We start from the raw sequence: 18,021 nt of genomic DNA on the forward strand, positions 1-18,021 counted from the left end.
GTCAGCCGTGGATCGGGACGGCTGGCTGGTCGGCTGGTCCGCTCATGCTCACATCCCCATTCCGCCGTCGACCGGGAGGCCGACCCCGTTGACGAACCGGGATGCGTCGGAGGCGAGGAAGACCACGGCGTCGGCCATGTCGGCCACCTCGCCGAGCCGTCCGGACGGGGTGAGCCCGATGACCGCACCGACGGCGGCGTCGGGGCTCTCGAACAGGCCGAGGCCCGCCGTCTCGACGGCGAGCTTGATGCCCATGTCGGTGGCCACGAGGCCCGGGAAGATGCAGTTGACGCGCACGCCGTAGCCGAGCTGGCCCGACTCCATGGCGGCGACCTTGGTGAGGCGGTGGATCGCGGACTTGCTCGCCGAGTAGCCGGCGATGGCCGGGAACGCGATGGTGGCCGCGACGGAGGCGATGTTGATGATCGTGCCGCCGTTGCCGGCCGCACCGCCGGGACGCATGGCGCGCAGCCCGTACTTGACCCCCAGCATCGTGCCCACGACGTTGACGTCGAACATCTTGCGCATGTCGTCGGCGTCGGTGTCGACGAGCAGCTGCGTGATCTCGATGCCGGCGTTGTTCACGACGACATCGAGACCGCCGAACTCGGCGACGGTGTGCGCGATGGCGGCGTCCCAGTCGCTGTCGCTGGTGACGTCGAGCTGGACGAACCCGGCCTTGCCGCCGGTGCCGGTGATCGTGGCCGCCGTCTGCTCGCCCACGTCCTTGAGCACGTCGGCGATCATCACCGACGCCCCGGCCGCCGCGAGCGCCGTGGCCATCCCGGCACCCAGGCCGCGAGCCCCGCCCGTGACGAGCGCCCGCTTCCCCGTCAGCTCGAAAACACTCATCCGACCCGTCCCTCGTCTCATCGGCAGTGATGCGCACCACAACGTAGGGACGCTTTGGACACCTGTCAAGATTTTGCTGGGCAGGTGTCAAGAAGTACGCTGAGCTAGCATGACCACGGGTTCTGCCCGGAGGGAACCCATTCGCCGACGGAAGACACACCTCTATGACGGCCGCCGCCGAGAAGGTCGACCGGGTCTCCAGACGCCAGGTCGACAAGTTCGAGGAGCGCCGCCGCGAGCTCGCGGACGCGGCGCTGCAGACCCTGTCCGAGCTGGGGTACGCCCGCACCAGCCTGCGGGAGATCGCACAGAACTCGGCGTTCTCCCACGGGGTGCTGCACTACTACTTCCGCGACAAGATCGAACTGATCATGTTCTGCGTGCGGCAGTACAAGGCCGTCTGCGTCCTGCGCTACGACCAGATCGTCGCGGATGCGCACACCGCGGAGGAGCTGGCCGCCGGGTTCGCCGACGGGCTGGTGGCCACGCTGTGTGAAGACGGCACCATGCACCGCCTCTGGTACGACCTGCGGTCGCAGGCGCTGTTCGAGGAGTCCTTCCGCGAGGACGTCCTGGAGATCGACGCCACCCTGGAGCGGATGATCTGGCGCATCATCACCCGCTACGCCGAGCTCACCGGTCGCGCCGTCGTCACGCCCTCCTCGATGACGTACGCGATGTTCGACGGGCTGTTCCAGCAGGCGCTGCTGCGCCACCTCGCGGGGCAGCCCGGCGCCGCCGCCGAGCTGCACGCCGCCGTACTGCAACTGCTGCCGAAGGTCGTGCCCGCTTGATCACCCGTCAGAGGTAGGACACCAGCGTCCGCAGGATCAGCACCGCCACGAACACGACGGTGAAGGCGAGATCGAGCTGGACGTCGCCGATCCGCACCGGCTTGAGCACGCGTCGCACCGGCGCGAGCACCGGCTCGGTGACGCGGTGGGAGATGTCGCGGGCCTTCAGCGCCCACCCGCCGCCACCCGGTGCGAGCACGCCGGTCCAGTCGAGGATCGCCCGCACGACCAGGACGATCAGGAACACCAGCAGGACGAAACTCAGCAAAGCTCCGATGACGCTCACCTGGGCATCAACCCCTTTCCGGCTCCAGCATCCTCGCTCAGCCTGAGCGGGTGCTGAGACTTGCCAGGGGGCTTCACCCGTCCGGGAACAGCCGTTGCGGGTAGGCGGCCGGGACACAACGCCCGCGCCGGGCTCTCGTGTTGCAGGCCGCCTTCGCGCGGCGATGGCAGGAAAGCCACTTTCCTGCAACGAGGTTGCGGGAAAGTGGCTTTCCTGCAACGCGAAATCCTGCCGCGCCGGTGCCGCCGACCGGTCAGCGGTAGCGCGGGCGACCGCAGTACGAGGCGATGCGGGGGCGAGCCGAGGCGGGGGCGAGGCGATGCCGGGACGGCCCCGCACCTGCCCGGGGTGGCGCTACGACCGCGGAAGGCGTACGACAGGGCTCGAGGTGAGTGCCGTGGCAGCCGAGGAGTCCGATCCGGTCCTGATCACCGATGCCGCTCCGTCCTTCGCCGACGAGCAGCACCGGCGCATCCGGCTGTACACGATCCTGATGGTGATCCACATCGTCGGGTTCGCGGTGGCCGGGGTCCTCTACTACGTGGCCTGGTGGCTGGGCCTGGTGCTGATCATCCTCACCACCCCCGTCCCGTGGATCGCCGTGGTGCTGGCGAACTCGCCGTCCCGGCGCACCGGGCCGGCGCAGCGCGGGCTGCCGCCGCTACGGATCGAGGGCGGCGGAACCGCCGACACCTGATCGCCCTCCCCCTACAGTGGTTCCCATGGGTCTCGTGTTCGCCATGACGCTGCCGGGCCTGGCCTGCCTGCTCGTGGTGCTCGCCGCGCTCGAGCGGATCGGGGTCGTGCTCAGCGGGCGCAGCTGGGTGCCCTGGCGACGGCGCAAGCCGCGCGAGATGGTGTCGTCGACCGGATTCGACCAGGTCACCGCCCTGTTCTATGCCACGAAGCACTACGAGCTCGAGCACCGCAGCTCCGAGCTGATGCTGCGCGAGGACCCCGCCGACGGTGCACCGGGCCGGCTGCGCCTTGACCTCACGCGGCGCGCGGACTGACCCTTCGCCCTGGGCCGAATCGGTGGAGCGGCGACCGGCCCGTCGCGACGATCACGCCATGGACGGATTCGATCGCAACGCCTACGGCGACCGCTGGGCCGCCGACTACGACACGCTGCACGAGGGCAAGGTGGACGCGGACGCCACCGTCGCCGGGTTGAGCGAGCTCGCCGGCCCGGGCGGTTCGGTACTGGAGTACGGCGCGGGCACCGGCCGCATCGCCATCCCGCTGGCCGCGCGCGGCCACGACGTGGTGGGCGTGGAGATCAGCGAGGCGATGCTCGTCGAACTGCGCGCCAAACCCGGCTCCGACGCCGTGACGGCCGTGCTCGGCGACATGACCACCGTCGAGCTGGGCCGCACGTTCGACCTGGCCTGCGTCCCGTTCAACTCCATCTTCACGCTCCCCACCCAGGACGACCAGGTCGAGCTGTTCCGCAACGCCGCGATGCACCTGCGCCCGGGTGGCCGGTTCGCGCTGGAGTCGGTGATGACGGGTGACAAGCCGGGATCCGGGCCGGTGCCACGGCTGCGCGTGGCCGACGTCGGCGCGGACCGGATGGTGCTCGCCGGCGGCGTCCTCGACCCGATCACCCAGTTCTACCAGGGCACCTGGGCGGTGCTCGGCCCCAACGGCACCACGTTCTACCCGCTGCAGGGACGCCACGTCACCCACGCCGAGATGGACCTGATGGCGCGCATCGCCGGGTTGGAGCTGGAGCACCGGTTGGCCGACTGGACCAGGGCCGCGGTGACGCCGTGGTCGCGCCAGCACGTCTCGGTGTACCGCAGGCCGGGCTGATCTGAGACCCTGCTGCGCCGCCACAGGACGCTCGCGGCGACCCCGGAGACGACGAGGATCCCGACGCACCACGCGACGGCGGCCCACGGCGCGCCGCCGACGGGAGCCCCGAGCAGCAGACGCCCAGCACGCCCAGCCACTCGCCCGGACCCGCAGCGGGCCGGAAACCGATGAGCAACGCGGTGCCGACGACGAGTGCCACCGACACGAGGTTGCGCAGCACGCTCGCACCACGTGGCCGACGAGCACCGCGGAGGGCAGCTGTTCATCGTCAGGAAGCGCCTGGCGATGCCCTCCTGCATGTCGACGGTCACGCTCATCGCGGCGGCCGCTGCCCCGTAGCCGGCGCAGAGCAGGATCACGCCGGAACCCATGGCGCGGACCTCGCCTACGAGGCGGGACTGCGTGCACTGACCGGCCCCGACCGGCTGCCGTCGGTGCACGCACTCGTGACGACCGGCAGGCTCTTCGCCATCCCGGCGGCCGCCGGCACCGACGACGGCGACCGGTTCATGCTCGACTTCGGGCTCGAGCGCATCCTCGACGGCCTCGCGGCGCACATCGCCGGACGCCGCAGCGGGACCGCTACTTGAGGAAGCCCGCCACCGCGGGCACGACGATCTCGATCCTCCGCGTGACGTCCATGTGCGTGGCGGCGGGGATCACCGCGAGCTGCGCGTCGGGCAGCAGGGAGAACATCTCCGCCGCATGCTCGATCCGCACGAAGTCGGTGTCACCCACCAGCAGCAGCGTAGGGACCGCGACGCCGCGGAGCTCGTCGTCGGACCAGCCTCGGAACGCGCCTGCGGCCTGGGAGGTCTTCGCCATGAAGGCCCCGAAGTGGCTCGGGTCGGACGCCACGCTCTCGTAGGCCTCCTGCATCTCCTGGAAGTCCGCGGCCGTGGGCAGGCGCCTGGACCCGGCATCCGGGTCGGGGTTGAAGATCTCCTCGTAGTAGCCGTCCTGGCGGAAGTGCACCGATGCCGCCACCAGCCTGCCCACCCGGTCGGGGTGGCTGACGGCGACCTGCACGGCGGTGAGCCCGCCGAGGCTGAAGCCGAACAGGTCGGCCTTCTCGATGCCGAGGTGGTCGAGCAGCCCGACGACGTCGCTCGCCAGGTTCGGGATCGTCATCTCCCGGTCGGTGTCGGCCGTGCGGCCGTGGCCCTGCAGCTCGACCGCGATGACCTGGTGGGTGGCGCTCAGTGCCGGGATCAGCGAGCCGAAGGACAGATCGATCGTGAGCACCCCGCCGTGCAGCAGCACCAGCGGCCGGCCGGTGCCGTGGATCTCGTAGTACATCTGCAGCCCGTTGACCGGTGCGTAGCCCGTGGCCATCTGATGATCCCTTCGCATTCCGGCGTCGTCGAGGTGTGGACCGCCGCTGCGCCCGGAACTCATCGCCGTCTCACTCGAGGAGCAGCAGCACCTGCAACTCGCCGACGAGCGCGCCCAGGATGCCGCCGACCAGGATCAGCTTCCACTCGTCCTGCTGGAAGGCCGGACGCAGCACGCCCTCGTACTCGACGGGGGTCAGCGCGAGCATGGCGTCGACGATGGTGCGTTCCACGCCCATCGCGTCCTTCGCGTAGCCGATGGCGGCACCAGCGGTGAGCGGCACCTCGGCGAGCGTGCGCTGGGCGACGTCGCGGCGCAGCCGCTGGTAGGACTCGGTGCCCATCGTCAGCACGACGAGCGGCTTGGCCAGCCCGACGTTCTCGTCGACGACCTGCTCGATGTGCCGCTGCACCATCATGATCAGCCGATCGGAGCGCGGGCCGGTGAGCAGCGCCTCGAGCATCTTCGGTGCGGTGAGCACCTCCTCGGCGATCAGCCGCCCGTAGTCGGCGGCCACCTGCTTGCGCCGCTTCTGGAACATCCCCTGCCAGCGGAAGACGCCCAGCACGCGGCGCTCCACGCGCGGGTAGAAGATCATCTTCAGGGCGAGCCAGTCGGTGCTGAGCCCGACCAGGCCACCGAAGACCGGCATCACCCACGGCTGGTGGGTCAGCGCCCAGACCACGGCCTGCAGCAGCCCGAGCACGAAGCCGAAGTACAGGCCGCAGTGGGTGATGAACCGCATCTCCGGCCGGGAGATCTCGCGGATCAGCCGGTTGAGCACCGCCCGGTCGCGGACCAGGTTGTTGATGGCCATGTCGCGGACGTCGATGTAGCGGTCCACGTCCTTCTCGAAGTCGGCCATGATCTCGGCGACGACCTTGGGTGCCTGGGCGCGGACCTGGCGCAGCAGCAGGTCCTGCGCGCGGCGGGGCAGCATCTCCCACAGCGCGGGCTGGTAGGTCGACAGGATGTCGTTGCCGATCTCGGTCACCACCCGCCCCAGCGGCTCCTCGATCTCCGCGACCAGGCGCACCGGATCGAGCCTGCCGAGGATCTCCTTGGGGTCGATCAGGCGGTCCAGCAGCAGGTCCATCGCCACCGACGCCATGCGGCCCGCGTTGCGCGGGATGACGCCCTGCCAGCCCAGCAGCGGCGGCCTGCCGACGAAGTCGACCGGCTTGAACATCATCTCGACCGCGACGAGCTTGGTGACGTAGCCGATCGCCGCGGCGATCAGCGGCATGGTGGCGTAGATCAGCCAGTGATCGGCGAGATCCTGGAGGAAGGCGGTCACCGCAGCGTGTACTCCCGGGGCTCGACGGTCGGGCCCCGGTCCCACCGCATTGCAGGAAGGTCACCTTCCCGCAAGATTCTTGCGGGAAGGTGGCCTTCCTGCAACGGGGCGCGCGGGGGCCGCCTCGCGGCGGCGTGTGGCTTGCGTCGGGGTGGCCTTGCGGCGACCCGATCCTGAGACCAGGATCCCCTGGTGTCTTACGACTTCGCCGTGTGGGAGGGCGAGCGCCCGCGCGACGACGAGCACGCCCAGGACGTCCTCGCCGCTCTCCGCGCGCTCTACACCCACGACGACTCGGCGCCGACCGCGCTCATCGCGAAGTACGCCGCGGCGCTGCAGGTCCGCTGGCCCGCTACCACGCCCTGGACGACCGGCACGCTGATCGGGGGCGCGACCGGCCCGCTGCTGCAGTTCGGGCTGCCGGACGGGGAGGCCGCGAGCGTCGGGCCCGACGCGGCCTACGTCGCGAGGGCGCTGGGGCTCGTCTGCTTCGACGTGCGGCTCGGCAGGCTCGTCACGGGGCTCGTCGACTCCGGGCGGCCCGCGTGGGTGGCGGTGATCAGCGTCGATCCCGACTTCTTCGAGGCACACGGCTCCGACGGCTTCGACGGAGCGCTGCCGTCGGCTGCGGAGCGGCGGATCGAGCTCTCCGACTCGCGGACCCGGGTCGGGCGGTTCAGCCGCAAGCACGTCGTGAACCCGCAGATCGACCTGTCCGTCGCACCGGCCGATCCATGGGTGTCCCGCGCCCACGTCGACCTCGCCCACGACCCGGCCGGCAACCTGTGGGTGATCGACCTGGGCTCGGAGCACGGCGTCTGGGTCAACGACGCCCCGAAGCCGCTGACCTCCCGCAACGCCGCGGTGCTCGGCGCCGGGGACCGGTTGCACCTCGGCCGCTGGACCACGATCACGATCGCGGCGGCGGACTCGGCCTGAGCCCAGCGCCGACCCGCTCACCCTCCCGGATCGCAGCATGGTGGCCATCCTGCGATCCAACGCTGGGATGGCCACCATGCTGCAGTTCGGCGCCCACGATATTCGCTGGCTCGCCACACCCGTGCGTGCTCGACGGTGCGGTGCTGGTGATCTCCGCCGTCGAAGGTGTGCAGGCACAGACGCGCGTGATCATGCGGGCGCTGCAACGGTTGCGGATCCCCACGCTGATCTTCATCAACAAGATCGACCGGCGCGGCGCGGACGGTGCCCGGGTGCTCGCCGACATCGCCGCGAAGCTCACCCCGGACGTCGTCAGGTGCGCCCCACCGCGCCAACCCGTTGGCCACCGCGCCGACGGCCTGACATCGGCGCCGAGGCCACACCGTTGGCGCCGTCAGACCCCGGCACGCTCCACAGACGACAGCCTGCCGCCCCGATCACGACCGGGTGCTGCGGGCGAGCTTGCGCCAGACCCAGCTGCTGGGCACCCGGCGTCCCGTCCGCACGTACTCGCACGCGCCGTCGATCAGCATCGTCGTGTCGAGGCCCCGCCGTGCGGCCGGGTTGCCGGTCAGCAGCACCTCGTCGTCGGCGGCGAGCACGAAGTCGTCATCGGGTGCCATCACGCAGTCGGCCCCGTCCGCGGTGGCGCGCAGCACCATCAGCACCACCACGGCCAGCCGGTCCTCGCGGCCGTCCGGATCGCGCAGCATCGCGCCGATGGTCGCCTCCCCCGCCGCGAGCCACCCGGTCATCGCGGGAGCCTCCGCGCGGTTGAGCCGGATCTTCCACAGCGTCTCCAGCCGATGTCCGCAGTGGCCGGTCAGCCGCCCGACGAGGTCGGCGGCCCACGGGTTGCCCTGGCGCGGCACCTCCTGCATGAAGCGCCACAGCAGTGGCGTGCTGAGCTGCGCGAACACCTCGTGCGCCACCACCTCGGCCGGCACGAGCAGCGCGTCGGGATCCATCACCGCGAACAGCGGCGCGCTGGCCGCCCGGTTCTGCCGGGCCGCCACGAACAGGTCCGGGTTGAGCCGCCGGGCCGCCGCGACGAGCGAGAGGTTGCTGGTGTCGTTGTCCGTGCCGGCAACGAAACCGACCGCATCGAGGATCCCCGCCTCCTGCAGCATCCCCGGCTCGAAGCCGTCCCCGACGATGACGTCGTCGCCGCTGCCGGTGCCGGCAGGCGCGTTGCGGGTGGGTTCGACCACCGTGACCTCGAGGCCCTCGGCCCGCAGGTCGGCGGTGAACTCGCGGCCGAACCGGCCGTAGCCGCACACCACCCACCGGCCCTGGTCGGGCGGGGTGCCCAGCTTCGGCCGCTCGGTGCCCGGCCCGCCCTCCAGCCACCGCATGAGCTGGAAGGACGCGGGAGCGTGCATGGCGATGCGCAGGTGGTCACCGAACCGGTCGAACGGGTTGACCACGGTGGGGCTGCCGAACGCGTGCATCCGTTCGGCGACCGTGGGCGAGACGGTCCGGGCGATCACCGTGACGTCCGGGCGCAGCAGCGCCGCCGTCATCGTCACGGCCAGGTTGGCCTCGTCGTCGTCGGTGAGCGCGAGCACGGCCTCGCAGCGCGGGTTGCCCAGCCCGGCCACCCCGAGGTGCCCCGGGTCGCGCGCGTCGGCCACGAGCCCCGGTACGTCGGCGGTGTAGGAGCCCAGCTCGAGCGCGTCGATGCGGTCGCTGTTGATGTCGATCACGACGAAGCGGCGGCCGAGCGCGTCGAAGGAACGACCGAGCAGCTCTCCCGTGCGGCCGTGCCCGACGATCAGCAGGAACGGCTCGCGCAGCCGCTCCACCTGGCGGCTGAACCGCTGCAGGGCGAGCGCCTGGCGGAAGGCGCGGTCCTGCAGCAGCGCGAGCAGCGAGCCGATCGCGTACGCCCAGCCGATGACGGTCAGGTAGATCGCGGCCGTCACCCACAGCCGCTGCAGCGCGGTGAACGGCATGGGCAGCTCGCCGAACCCGATCGTCGAGGCGGTGTAGCTCATGAAGTAGAAGGCGTCGAAGATGCTCATCGGCACCCGGTCGGCGCCCGGGATCAGTGTCAGGCCGAGCACGCTGAGCGCGAAGATCGTGATCAGCACGATCAACGGCGTGCGCATGCGGCGCAGGATCAGGAAGATCGTGGCCTCGGCCTGCACCGCCGACGCCATCGGGATCCGCCTGCCCAGCCGCCGCGACGGGAGGGCGTCGTCGTCGGTCTGGCCCTGACCCAGCAGGCGCATCCAGAAGTCGAGCAACGGGTTGGACACGGCCGCTACCGGCGGTGGTAGGACACGGTCTCGACGACGAGCAGCACCACCGACACGATGTTGGCCAGCAGCGCCCCGCCCGAGAGCGACACCACCGCGGCCGTGGATGCCGCGGTGACGCCGTCGGCCGAGATGTGGGCGGCGTAGGTCCACGCGAGCGCCGCGGCGACGAGCTGCAGGTCGGCGACGAGGCTCGTGGCGAGGTGGACGGCACCGATCTGGGTGCGGTCGCCGAACTTCAGCACGGTCGCGATGAGGCTGATGACGACGGCGGCGAACAGCTCGTAGATGTTGTGCTGCACCGGATCGGCGAGGTCACCGATGAAGAAGCCGAAGTTGAGGGTCGCGGCCAGCAGCACGAAGAAACCGAAGACCACCTTCTCGAGGTTCATGCAGCTCCCACGCTCGTCCCGATCCCTGAGGGCGCCAGGATGGCACGGCCCGAGCCGGGTCCCGCGCTACCCGCCCCGGTGCGTCGTGATCATGACCGACAGCATCCATGCCTCGCGAGCATGGGACGTGAACCCATGATCGCCGGTCCGGCCGGCCGACGCCACCGCCGCGGCAGAGTTCCTCCGGTCCGCAAGGAACGGCACGGAACAGCACAGGAGCGACCATGAACCGCGAAGACCGCTACGAGTTCGGCATGAAGGTCCTCGAGCAGATCGACGGCGAGGCCGGGCAGCGGATCGTCAGCTCGCTCGCCGACACCTCCCCCGAGCTCGGCCGCCAGGTCGTCGCCTGGGCGTTCGGGGACATGTACTCCCGGCCCGAGCTGCCACCGCGCGACCGCCAGTTGGTGACGCTCGGGATCCTCGCCGCGCTCGGGGGCTGCGAGCCCGAGCTCGACGTCCACATCAACGCCGCCCTCAACGTCGGGCTCTCCGCCACGGAGATCTCCGAGGCGCTGCTGCACTCGGCCGTCTACTGCGGGATGCCGCGGGCGATCAACGCCACCCTGGTGGCGAAGAAGGTCTTCGGTGAGCGCGGGCTGCTGCCGATCACCAACGTCTAGACCTCCGGGTCTGCCAGGTGGCAGATGTTCCGGGGGCCGGACCCGGCCACGATGGCTGCACGGCGCCGCAGTGGCGCCCCGATGGAGGAGACCAGAGTGACCCAGAACGAAGCCCGCAAGGTCGTTGCGAACATCGCGCTGTCGCTGGACGGGCGGATCAACGGCCGCGGCGGCGACTACGACATGGGATGGATCGTTCCCCACGCCGTCTCGGGTGCGGCCCGCGATCACATGGTGGCGGTGACCGGCTCGGCCACGACCGCGTTGCTGGGCCGCAAGAACTACGAGGGTTTCGGCGGGTTCTGGCCGACGGTGGCCGGTGACGAGAACGCCGACCCGCGGGACCGGGCGTTCGCGCAGTGGCTGGACGGGGTGGAGAAGGTGGTGTTCTCCACGACGCTCACCGAGGCGCCGTGGAGCAACTCGCGCATCGCCGACGCGGACCCCGTGGCGGAGGTGAAGCGCCTGCGCGAGCAGGAGGGTGGCGACATCATCGTGCTGGCGAGCAGCAGCGTGATCAGGGCACTGCTGGCCGCGGGCGAGGTGGACCGCCTGAGCGTCACGCTGTGCCCGGAGCTGGTCGGCGGGGGTGCGCGGCTGTTCGAGGACGGCATCCCCGCGGCGTCGTGGTCGCTGACGACCACGACGCCCGGGGAGTCCGGCGCGCTCTGCCTGCGCTATGACCGCAGCACCGGCTGAGCCGCGCGCACCGTCGCCGTGAAGTGCTCGGCGAGCCGGCGGGTCCCGCCGAGCGGAGCGAGGAAGTCGCTGGTCAGGGCACGGGCGGCGAAGTCGGTGACCTCGCTGAGCCGCGGGTGCACCTGGCCCAGCAGCGCCGAACCGGCGAGCAGCGCCCGGGGCGGCAGGTGCAGGATCCGCGGCCGCCGACCCACCGCGGCGAACGCGAGGCGAACGATCTCCTCGCGGGTGAGGATCTCCGGCCCGCCCACCGGCACGTCGACGTCGCCGGGCCGGCCCAGCACGTCCACACAGGCCTGCGCGACCTCGTGCGGATGCACCGGGTTGGTGCGGGCGGTGCCGTCACCGGGGATCCAGGCGATGCCGCGCCGCGCCATCGTCAGGAACGGGTCGAAGATCGGGAACATGCCGGTCGGCCGGACGATGCCGTGCGACATCCCGGAGCCGCCCAGCGCGGACACCACGTCCTCGTGGGCGCGGACGTAGGCCGTGCCGGACCAGGCCGACCCGAGCAGCAGTGACACGTACACGAACCGGCGGACGCCGGATCGCCGGGCCGCGTCGACGAGGTTGAGGTTCGCGACCGTGTCGAGGTCGTGGAAGCTGCGCCGGTCACCCGTGCTGAACGCCATCGGGGCGCCGAGGCAGGACACGACCGCGTCGACACCGTCGAGCACGCCGTGCAGCGTCTCGGGGCGGGTGGCGTCGCCCAGCACGATCTCGTCGGCGACGCCGCGCAGGGCCTGCGCCCGGGACGGGTCGCGCGACAGGGTCTTGACGCGGTGGCCACCGTCGAGGAGCAGTTGCGCGACCTGGCGGCCGAGCATGCCGGTGGCACCCGCCACCAGAACCGTGTCGCTCATCGGGTTGCTCCGCTCTCGCTGCTGACGGGGACGGTGACGGGGACGGCGGAGCGGATCGAGCCGGCGCGGCGCAGCAGCCGCACCCAGCGCGACCAGCGCCGCGGCCGGGCGGGACCGGTCCCCAGCACGGTCTCGGCCCGGTCGAGCAGGTCCTCGACGCACGCGTTGTGCAGCCAGCACATGGCCAGCGGCCACACCGCCAGCATCGGCCCGTGGAGCCGCCCGGTGACGTCGTGGCGCAGGACGCACGCCTGCGGGCCGGTGGGCTCGACGGTCAGCGTGTGCGTGCCGCGCACGCCGACCCCGGCGGCGAAGGTGAACTCGATCTCGCGGCCCGGCAGGTAGCGGCTGACGTGGTAGCGGATCGGGCCGTGGTGGCCCTTGACCCCGACCGCGAGCGGGCCCTGCAGCACCATCGGCGACCAGTCGGGAGCGGGCCACAGCGGGTCGCCGGGGCGGCCCATCCGATCCAGCAGGGCCCCGACCCGCGCCGCCGGGACCGGCAGCGCGCGCTGATGGGCATTGTGGACACCGAGCGGCCCGGTCATGCCGACACCCCACGAAGCGCCGCGACGGTGGCCACGTGCTCGTTGCGCACACCGATGGCCACGAACCGGGAGAACAACCGCAGCAGCGGCGGGAACGCCGACAGCACCCGCAGCGGCCGGGGCAGGGTGACGGGGGCATCGGGATCACCGAGGCCCGACACCATCTGCTTCTGCACCAGCAACTGCACACGCTGGGTGAGCCGCGTCGGCAGCGACCGGCGACGCTGGACCTTCGCCAGGTCCCGGTCGGTCAGCTCGCCGCGCAGCAACGGTCCGGTGAGCAGGTTCGCCGCGGCGACGGCGTCCTGGATCGCCAGGTTGATACCGACCCCGGCGATCGGTGACATCGCGTGCGCCGCGTCGCCGATGCACAGCAGCCCGGGCCGGTACCAGCGCTGCAGCCGGTTGACGCGCACCTCGAGGAAACCGACGTCGTCCCAGGTCCGCAACGCTGCGTCGAAGCGCTCGGCGGGGAACGGCAGCCACCGGGCCAGATCGGCGCGCATCCTCTCGATGCCGGCGGCCTTGATGTCGGCGAACGTGCCCTTGGACATCGTGTAGGCGCCCTGCCAGTAGGTCCGGCGGTCGATCATCGGGAACAGCTTGCCGGGGGCGAGCCGGGCGAAGGAGCTCTCCGGGTCGCCGGGCCCCTTCGGGAGGCGGTACCAGAGCACGTCCAGCGGCGAGCCGAACTCGACCGGCACCATCCCCGCCGCGGCCCGCACGGCCGAGCCGCGCCCGTCGCAGGCGATGGTGAGGGTGGCACGCAGCTCACCGGGGCCGTCCGCGGTGTGGAAGTGGACCCCCCGCACGGTCTCGTCCTCCGAGAGCAGGCCCGTGACCTCGACGTTGCGGTGCAGCGCGAACGACGGGTACGTCTCGGCCTCACCGACGATGAACGCGAGGAAGTCCCACTGCGGCACCATCGACAGGTACTGGAAGTTGCCCGGCAGCTTCCGGAAGTCGCCCAGCGTCACCATCTCGTCGTCGGTCATCATCGCGATCGACCGGGTGGGCTGGTGCGGCAGCTCGTCGAAGCCCGCCATCAGGCCCAGCTCGGAGAGCACCTGCAACGTCGAGGCATGGATCGTGTCGCCGCGGAAGTCGCGGAGGAAGTCTCCGTGCTTCTCCAGCACCACGACGTCGACGCCGGCACGGGCGAGCATCAGGCCGAGCATCGCGCCGGCCGGGCCGCAGCCGGAGATGCAGACGGTGGTCTCGGCGGGAAGGGTGGAGGTGGTCATGGCGTGATCTCCTTGGCTGGCAGGGATGTCGATGGCAGGGATGTGACGAGCAGGACGTCCTGTCCGACGTCCCAGAGCAGGGTCAGCAGCGCCCGCAACGCGGGCTGGTCGGCGACGGCGAGATCGAGCTCGGTACCGCGGGGGTGGGCGTGGATCGTCACGTCGCCGAAGCGCGACCGGATCACCCCGGCGAGGGAGACGGGCAGCGGACCGGCCACGGTGAGCCGGTAGCGCGCCGTCATTTCCGGCCGGCCCGCAGCCACCGCGTCACCCGGTTCTGGGCGGCCACGACCAGTCCCCCGGCGCAGAGCACGGCCGGCACGGCCCATGCGGTGAGCTCGCGCAGCTGCGTGGCGCCGCCGAGCACGCCGACACCGACCACGCCGATCACGGCCGCGGTGATCCACGCCCAGTTCGCGGCGCGCTGCCACCACAGCAGCGATGCGGCGGTGATCACCGCGAACCCGGCGGCGACGCCGAGCACGAAGGCGCCCCCGATCACCTGCGGATCACCGCCGAGCAACGGTCCGGCCGCGAGCAGGACCCCAAGGCCCACCCCGCCGGTGAGGGCGCCGGTGACCAGCAGCGCGTCCGATCGGGCGACGTAGGCCCATACCAGCAGCTCGATCCCCAGCACCAACGCCGACGCGTCGCCCACGAGCGGCACCGCCCGCCCGGCGAGCAGCAGCGCACCGGCCGTGACGAGCAGCAGCGCGACGAAGCCGCGGGAACCGGCCGTGCGCTGGGTGACCGTGATCGTGGTGTTCATCGTGACCTCCGGGGTCCCGCGCCCCGGCGGGGCGACTGGGCAGAGGAGACGACCGATCGGTGTGGACGCGCACCACCCCGCCCCGGTACCACCCGGGGTGGTGCGGGGTCAGATCAGGCCGAGATCGCGACCGCGGCGGACGGCGTCGGCGCGGGTCACCACGTCGAGCTTGCGGTAGAGGCTCTTGGTGTAGCCCTTGACCGTGTTGATCGACAGGTACAGCTCGGCACCGATCTCGCGCGCCGACAGGGGTCCGCGCAGTGCCCGCAGCACGGCGAGCTCACGATCGGTCAGCTCCTCGACGGGCTCGCCGCGGTGTCGCGCCTGGTTGACCGCCCCACGGCCGAGCCGGGCCTCGAGCGCGTCGAGGTGCCCCGCCGCCACCGGCGACACCGGCTCGGCCGACATCGCCTCCCGGGCCCGATCGACGCTGATCCGGGCGCCTGCCCGGTCGCCGGTGGCCCACTGCGCGTCGGCGAGGCTCGTCAGCGCCCCCACCAGCACCGTCGGCCGGCCCCATCGCTGCGCCAGCTCCGCTGCCCGGTGCAGGACCGCCAGCGCCGCGGCGGGATCGTGCTGCGCCGCGAGCCGGGCCTCGGCCAGCCGCAGCATCGCGATCGCGGCGGCGGCACCGTCGCCCCATGCCCGCTCGGCCGCGGCGGCGACGTCGGCGACCTCGGTGAGGACGTCGCGGGCCGCGTCGTCGTGACCGAGCTCGACGAGTCCCAACGTGAGCAGGCCGGCGAACTGCAGCACCATCAGCGTCGGCAGTTCGCGGCGCGCGGGGCTGCGCCACGACCGTTGCAGGACCTCGGTGGCCTCGGTCACCCGGCCGGCGCCGAGCAGGGCACCCGCCAGGCTGTTGAGGGCGACGACATGGCCCCACTGCGCGGGATCGGACTCCAGGCCAACGGCGCGTTCGGCATAGCGCAGGGCGGCGGCGACGTCGCCCTGGGTCCCGTAGGTGGCCCAGGTGGTGTCGGCGGCGGCGCGCAGGCTGCTCCAGCCCAGGAACGGCTCGTCGTCATCGGCGATCAGGGGTTCGGCGGCAGCGAGCCAGACCACGCTGCGGCGGGCCTGCCCGGACAGGCCTGCGGCGAAGGCCAGCATCAGGTACAGGTGCGCGTCCGGGACGGCAGTGGCCACCCGCTCGCCCATGCGCAGGAGCGCCGCCATCGCACCGTGATCGAAGAACCAGCGGATGTTCTCGCGCATCAGCCGGCAGGCCCCGACGACGTCGCCGGCCGCCATGCGGTGCTCGACGGCCTGCTCGACGCTCCCGTTGGCGAGGAACCAGTCGGCGGCGCGGCCGAGCAGCTCCGACACCTCCTCCGGGGCGGTGGTGTCCAGCTCGCGGCGCAGCACGTCCCGGAAGAGCCGATGGCAGCGGTACCAGCGATCCCCGACCGGTGTCACGAACAGGTCCGCCCGGTCGAGCCGGTCGAGCACGGCCGCCGATCCGGTGCTGCCCAGCACCGCGTCGCAGAGCGGGCCCGACAGCCGTTCCAACACGGAGCTGCGCACCAGCAGGGCGCGCTGGTCGGCGTCGAGCGTGACCAGCACCTCGGCGGCGAAGTAGTCGAGGATGTGGCGCTGGTCGCCGCGGATCATGGCCGCGGATGCCGTCGGGTCGGCCGCACCCCGCAGCGTCAACGCCGCCAGCTGGAGCCCGGCGGGCCAGCCCTCGGTGCGCTCGACTAGCCCGCCGGCCGCGCCGGCGCCGATCTCCCCCACCGCGGCGACGAGCGCGGCGCCCTCGGCGGGTGTGCACCGCAGGTCGTCGACGCGGATCTCGGCCAGCGTGCCACGCGCCCGCATGCGTGCCAACGGCAGCGGCGGGTCGGCACGGCTCGCGATCACCAGGTGCAGCGCGGGTGGCAGGTAGGCGAGCAGGAACTCGACGCTCTCGTGGATCGCCGGTGCGGTGACCAGGTGGTAGTCGTCGAGGACGAGCACGTGGCCCGGCGGTTGGTCGGTGAGGGCGTTGAGCAGCGCGGCGAGCGCGACGTCGACCGGATCGAGACCGGGGGCACCGAGCGCGGCGAGCGCGGGTCCCGCCAGGTCGGGGGCGACGGCGCCCAGCGCGGCGAGCGCGTAGGTCCAGAAGCGCACCGGCTCGTCGTCGGCCTCGTCGATCGACAGCCAACCCACCGCACGACGCTCCTGCGGATCCTGGGCCCACGCGGACAGCAGGGTGGTCTTGCCCCAACCGGCCGGGGCGATGACGGTGGTGAGCCGCACGCCCGGCACCGGGCGCAACCGCTCGTGCAGCCGCGATCGCACCACACCACCGCGACGGGGCGGCGGCACGATCAGCTTCGCGGCCAGCAACGGCCGGGAGCCCGGGGGCGGCATCGGAGGAACGGTAGCGGTCAGCCTCCCCGCCCAGTACCCCCGATCCGGACGAATCGGCCCCTCAGGAGCCCAGGGGCACCTGCAGCTCCGTCACCCACCGGGCCGGATCGGCCGGCCGGTCCAGTGCGACCTCCCTGGCACCCTCCGGGCCGAAGCCGTGGCCGTTGGCGCCCAGCCACCGCGCCAGCGCCTGCACGGTGGGCAGCACGTCGTCGAGCGGTCCGTTGTGGACGATCGTGGCGGCGCGCTCGACGCCGGCCAGCTCGACGGTGCGGGCGCCCTCGACGTCACCGATCCCGACGGGCAGTCCCGCGTGGACCAGCACGGCGCCACTGCCCGCTACGTCGACGCCGCCCGGCACGTCGGCGTAGCGGGTGACGGCGGGTCCGATCACCGGCGCGCCTGCGGCCTCGAGCTGCCGGCGCAGCGCGGCGTAGAGGCCATCGACGACCGGTGCGAGCGTGCGCGGGTCGAAGTTCGGGCAGGTGCCGGTCAGCTCGGCCACCCGCACCGGTGGCAGGGACTTGATCACGATGTCGGGCACGGTGGTCTCGCTCTCGATCGTCCGGAGCCTCGCTTCGACCGCTGCCAGCCGGGCCCCCGTCTCCGCGAGCACCGCCTCGAGCTCGGCTCGGCGCAGCCGCAACATCCCGCGCAGCTGCGCACCGCTCACCCGCTCGTGCAGGATCTCCCCGACCTGCTGCAGGCCGAAGCCGAGTTCCTTGAGCGCGACGATGCGGTTGAGCGCGTCGAGCTGCTCGGCGCGGTAGTAGCGATAGCTCGTGGCCGGGTCGACGTGCGCGGGGCGCAGCAGCCCGATGGCGTCGTAGTGGCGCAGCATCCGGACCGACACCCGGCCGAGCGCGGCGAAGTCTCCGATGGTGAACATGACGGCTCCGAGTACAGGCCCTCACACGATGGCAGGGTCAAGACCCTGACATGACCG

The 18,021-nt window shown here is 72.0% G+C and carries 21 protein-coding genes and 1 pseudogene; 9 read left to right on the top strand and 13 right to left on the bottom strand.

Annotated elements, in window-relative coordinates:
- Positions 1-48: 48 nt before the first annotated feature.
- Positions 49-852, bottom strand: coding sequence for an SDR family NAD(P)-dependent oxidoreductase (locus tag ACFPFQ_RS03245; protein WP_379614550.1), 804 nt, complete (start codon positions 850-852; stop codon positions 49-51).
- Positions 853-1,016: 164 nt separating this feature from the next.
- Between ACFPFQ_RS03245 and ACFPFQ_RS03250 the strand changes: the two genes are divergently transcribed.
- The gene (locus ACFPFQ_RS03250) at positions 1,017-1,646 is read left to right on the top strand and encodes a TetR/AcrR family transcriptional regulator (RefSeq protein WP_379614552.1); all 630 of its coding nucleotides are present in this window, start codon (positions 1,017-1,019) and stop codon (positions 1,644-1,646) included.
- A gap of 7 nt (positions 1,647-1,653) precedes the next feature.
- On the opposite strand, the gene ACFPFQ_RS03255 is transcribed toward ACFPFQ_RS03250, so the two are convergent.
- Positions 1,654-1,932 carry a YggT family protein gene (locus ACFPFQ_RS03255; RefSeq protein ID WP_379614554.1) on the bottom strand — a complete coding sequence of 93 codons (279 nt, stop codon included), beginning with the start codon at positions 1,930-1,932 and terminating at the stop codon, positions 1,654-1,656.
- Between the two features lie 397 nt (positions 1,933-2,329).
- Here ACFPFQ_RS03255 and ACFPFQ_RS03260 point away from each other — a divergent pair, with 397 nt between their 5' ends.
- The 4 genes from ACFPFQ_RS03260 (at position 2,330) to ACFPFQ_RS03275 (ending at position 4,340) form a co-directional block, all read left to right on the top strand.
- Positions 2,330-2,629, top strand: a complete 300-nt coding sequence (locus ACFPFQ_RS03260; RefSeq protein ID WP_379614556.1) for a DUF3099 domain-containing protein — start codon at positions 2,330-2,332, stop codon at positions 2,627-2,629.
- A 25-nt stretch (positions 2,630-2,654) separates the two neighbouring features.
- Positions 2,655-2,945 (top strand): DUF6191 domain-containing protein, encoded by a 291-nt coding sequence (locus ACFPFQ_RS03265; protein WP_379614558.1) that lies wholly within the window; start codon positions 2,655-2,657, stop codon positions 2,943-2,945.
- A 58-nt stretch (positions 2,946-3,003) separates the two neighbouring features.
- Positions 3,004-3,747 (top strand): class I SAM-dependent DNA methyltransferase, encoded by a 744-nt coding sequence (locus ACFPFQ_RS03270; RefSeq protein WP_379614560.1) that lies wholly within the window; start codon positions 3,004-3,006, stop codon positions 3,745-3,747.
- Between the two features lie 437 nt (positions 3,748-4,184).
- Positions 4,185-4,340: a hypothetical protein gene (locus ACFPFQ_RS03275; RefSeq protein ID WP_379614562.1), complete on the top strand. Its 156-nt coding sequence runs from the start codon at positions 4,185-4,187 to the stop codon at positions 4,338-4,340.
- Here the strand turns inward: ACFPFQ_RS03275 and ACFPFQ_RS03280 are convergent.
- Together ACFPFQ_RS03280 and ACFPFQ_RS03285 are read right to left on the bottom strand one after the other, a co-directional pair.
- The gene (locus ACFPFQ_RS03280) at positions 4,333-5,085 is read right to left on the bottom strand and encodes an alpha/beta fold hydrolase (protein ID WP_379614564.1); all 753 of its coding nucleotides are present in this window, start codon (positions 5,083-5,085) and stop codon (positions 4,333-4,335) included. The genes ACFPFQ_RS03275 and ACFPFQ_RS03280 overlap by 8 nt on opposite strands.
- Before the next feature lie 70 nt (positions 5,086-5,155).
- Positions 5,156-6,382 (bottom strand): DUF445 domain-containing protein, encoded by a 1,227-nt coding sequence (locus ACFPFQ_RS03285; protein WP_379614565.1) that lies wholly within the window; start codon positions 6,380-6,382, stop codon positions 5,156-5,158.
- Positions 6,383-6,574: 192 nt separating this feature from the next.
- Here ACFPFQ_RS03285 and ACFPFQ_RS03290 point away from each other — a divergent pair, with 192 nt between their 5' ends.
- Complete coding sequence (locus ACFPFQ_RS03290; RefSeq protein ID WP_379614567.1) at positions 6,575-7,321, top strand: FHA domain-containing protein; 747 nt, start codon at positions 6,575-6,577, stop codon at positions 7,319-7,321.
- Positions 7,322-7,446: 125 nt separating this feature from the next.
- Positions 7,447-7,647 (top strand): annotated as a pseudogene (locus tag ACFPFQ_RS03295) (GTP-binding protein); the annotation flags it as partial.
- A 111-nt stretch (positions 7,648-7,758) separates the two neighbouring features.
- On the opposite strand, the gene ACFPFQ_RS03300 reads toward ACFPFQ_RS03295, so the two are convergent.
- Together ACFPFQ_RS03300 and ACFPFQ_RS03305 are read right to left on the bottom strand one after the other, a co-directional pair.
- Positions 7,759-9,582: a potassium channel family protein gene (locus tag ACFPFQ_RS03300; protein ID WP_379614569.1), complete on the bottom strand. Its 1,824-nt coding sequence runs from the start codon at positions 9,580-9,582 to the stop codon at positions 7,759-7,761.
- A 5-nt stretch (positions 9,583-9,587) separates the two neighbouring features.
- The gene (locus ACFPFQ_RS03305; RefSeq protein WP_379614571.1) at positions 9,588-9,974 is read right to left on the bottom strand and encodes a DUF6394 family protein; all 387 of its coding nucleotides are present in this window, start codon (positions 9,972-9,974) and stop codon (positions 9,588-9,590) included.
- A gap of 224 nt (positions 9,975-10,198) precedes the next feature.
- Between ACFPFQ_RS03305 and ACFPFQ_RS03310 the strand changes: the two genes are divergently transcribed.
- The gene (locus ACFPFQ_RS03310; protein WP_379614573.1) at positions 10,199-10,597 is read left to right on the top strand and encodes a carboxymuconolactone decarboxylase family protein; all 399 of its coding nucleotides are present in this window, start codon (positions 10,199-10,201) and stop codon (positions 10,595-10,597) included.
- A gap of 96 nt (positions 10,598-10,693) precedes the next feature.
- Positions 10,694-11,296: a dihydrofolate reductase family protein gene (locus ACFPFQ_RS03315; protein WP_379614575.1), complete on the top strand. Its 603-nt coding sequence runs from the start codon at positions 10,694-10,696 to the stop codon at positions 11,294-11,296.
- Here ACFPFQ_RS03315 and ACFPFQ_RS03320 read toward each other — a convergent pair.
- The 7 genes from ACFPFQ_RS03320 to ACFPFQ_RS03350 form a co-directional block, all read right to left on the bottom strand.
- The gene (locus ACFPFQ_RS03320; protein ID WP_379614577.1) at positions 11,275-12,159 is read right to left on the bottom strand and encodes an SDR family oxidoreductase; all 885 of its coding nucleotides are present in this window, start codon (positions 12,157-12,159) and stop codon (positions 11,275-11,277) included. The genes ACFPFQ_RS03315 and ACFPFQ_RS03320 overlap by 22 nt on opposite strands.
- Positions 12,156-12,707 (bottom strand): SRPBCC family protein, encoded by a 552-nt coding sequence (locus tag ACFPFQ_RS03325; protein WP_379614579.1) that lies wholly within the window; start codon positions 12,705-12,707, stop codon positions 12,156-12,158. The genes ACFPFQ_RS03320 and ACFPFQ_RS03325 overlap by 4 nt, the downstream gene beginning before the upstream one ends.
- Positions 12,704-13,951, bottom strand: a complete 1,248-nt coding sequence (locus ACFPFQ_RS03330; protein WP_379614581.1) for an FAD-dependent oxidoreductase — start codon at positions 13,949-13,951, stop codon at positions 12,704-12,706. The genes ACFPFQ_RS03325 and ACFPFQ_RS03330 overlap by 4 nt, the downstream gene beginning before the upstream one ends.
- A complete protein-coding gene (locus tag ACFPFQ_RS03335; RefSeq protein ID WP_379614583.1) occupies positions 13,948-14,214 on the bottom strand; it encodes a hypothetical protein in 267 nt (88 codons plus the stop codon). The genes ACFPFQ_RS03330 and ACFPFQ_RS03335 overlap by 4 nt, the downstream gene beginning before the upstream one ends.
- The gene (locus ACFPFQ_RS03340; protein WP_379614585.1) at positions 14,190-14,720 is read right to left on the bottom strand and encodes a hypothetical protein; all 531 of its coding nucleotides are present in this window, start codon (positions 14,718-14,720) and stop codon (positions 14,190-14,192) included. Before ACFPFQ_RS03340 ends, ACFPFQ_RS03335 begins: the two co-directional genes overlap by 25 nt.
- 108 nt (positions 14,721-14,828) lie before the next feature.
- Complete coding sequence (locus tag ACFPFQ_RS03345; RefSeq protein WP_379614587.1) at positions 14,829-17,075, bottom strand: helix-turn-helix transcriptional regulator; 2,247 nt, start codon at positions 17,073-17,075, stop codon at positions 14,829-14,831.
- Between the two features lie 61 nt (positions 17,076-17,136).
- Positions 17,137-17,964 carry a MerR family transcriptional regulator gene (locus tag ACFPFQ_RS03350; protein ID WP_379614588.1) on the bottom strand — a complete coding sequence of 276 codons (828 nt, stop codon included), beginning with the start codon at positions 17,962-17,964 and terminating at the stop codon, positions 17,137-17,139.
- Positions 17,965-18,021: the final 57 nt, after the last annotated feature.

Source organism: Pseudonocardia sp. GCM10023141 (assembly GCF_042653605.1).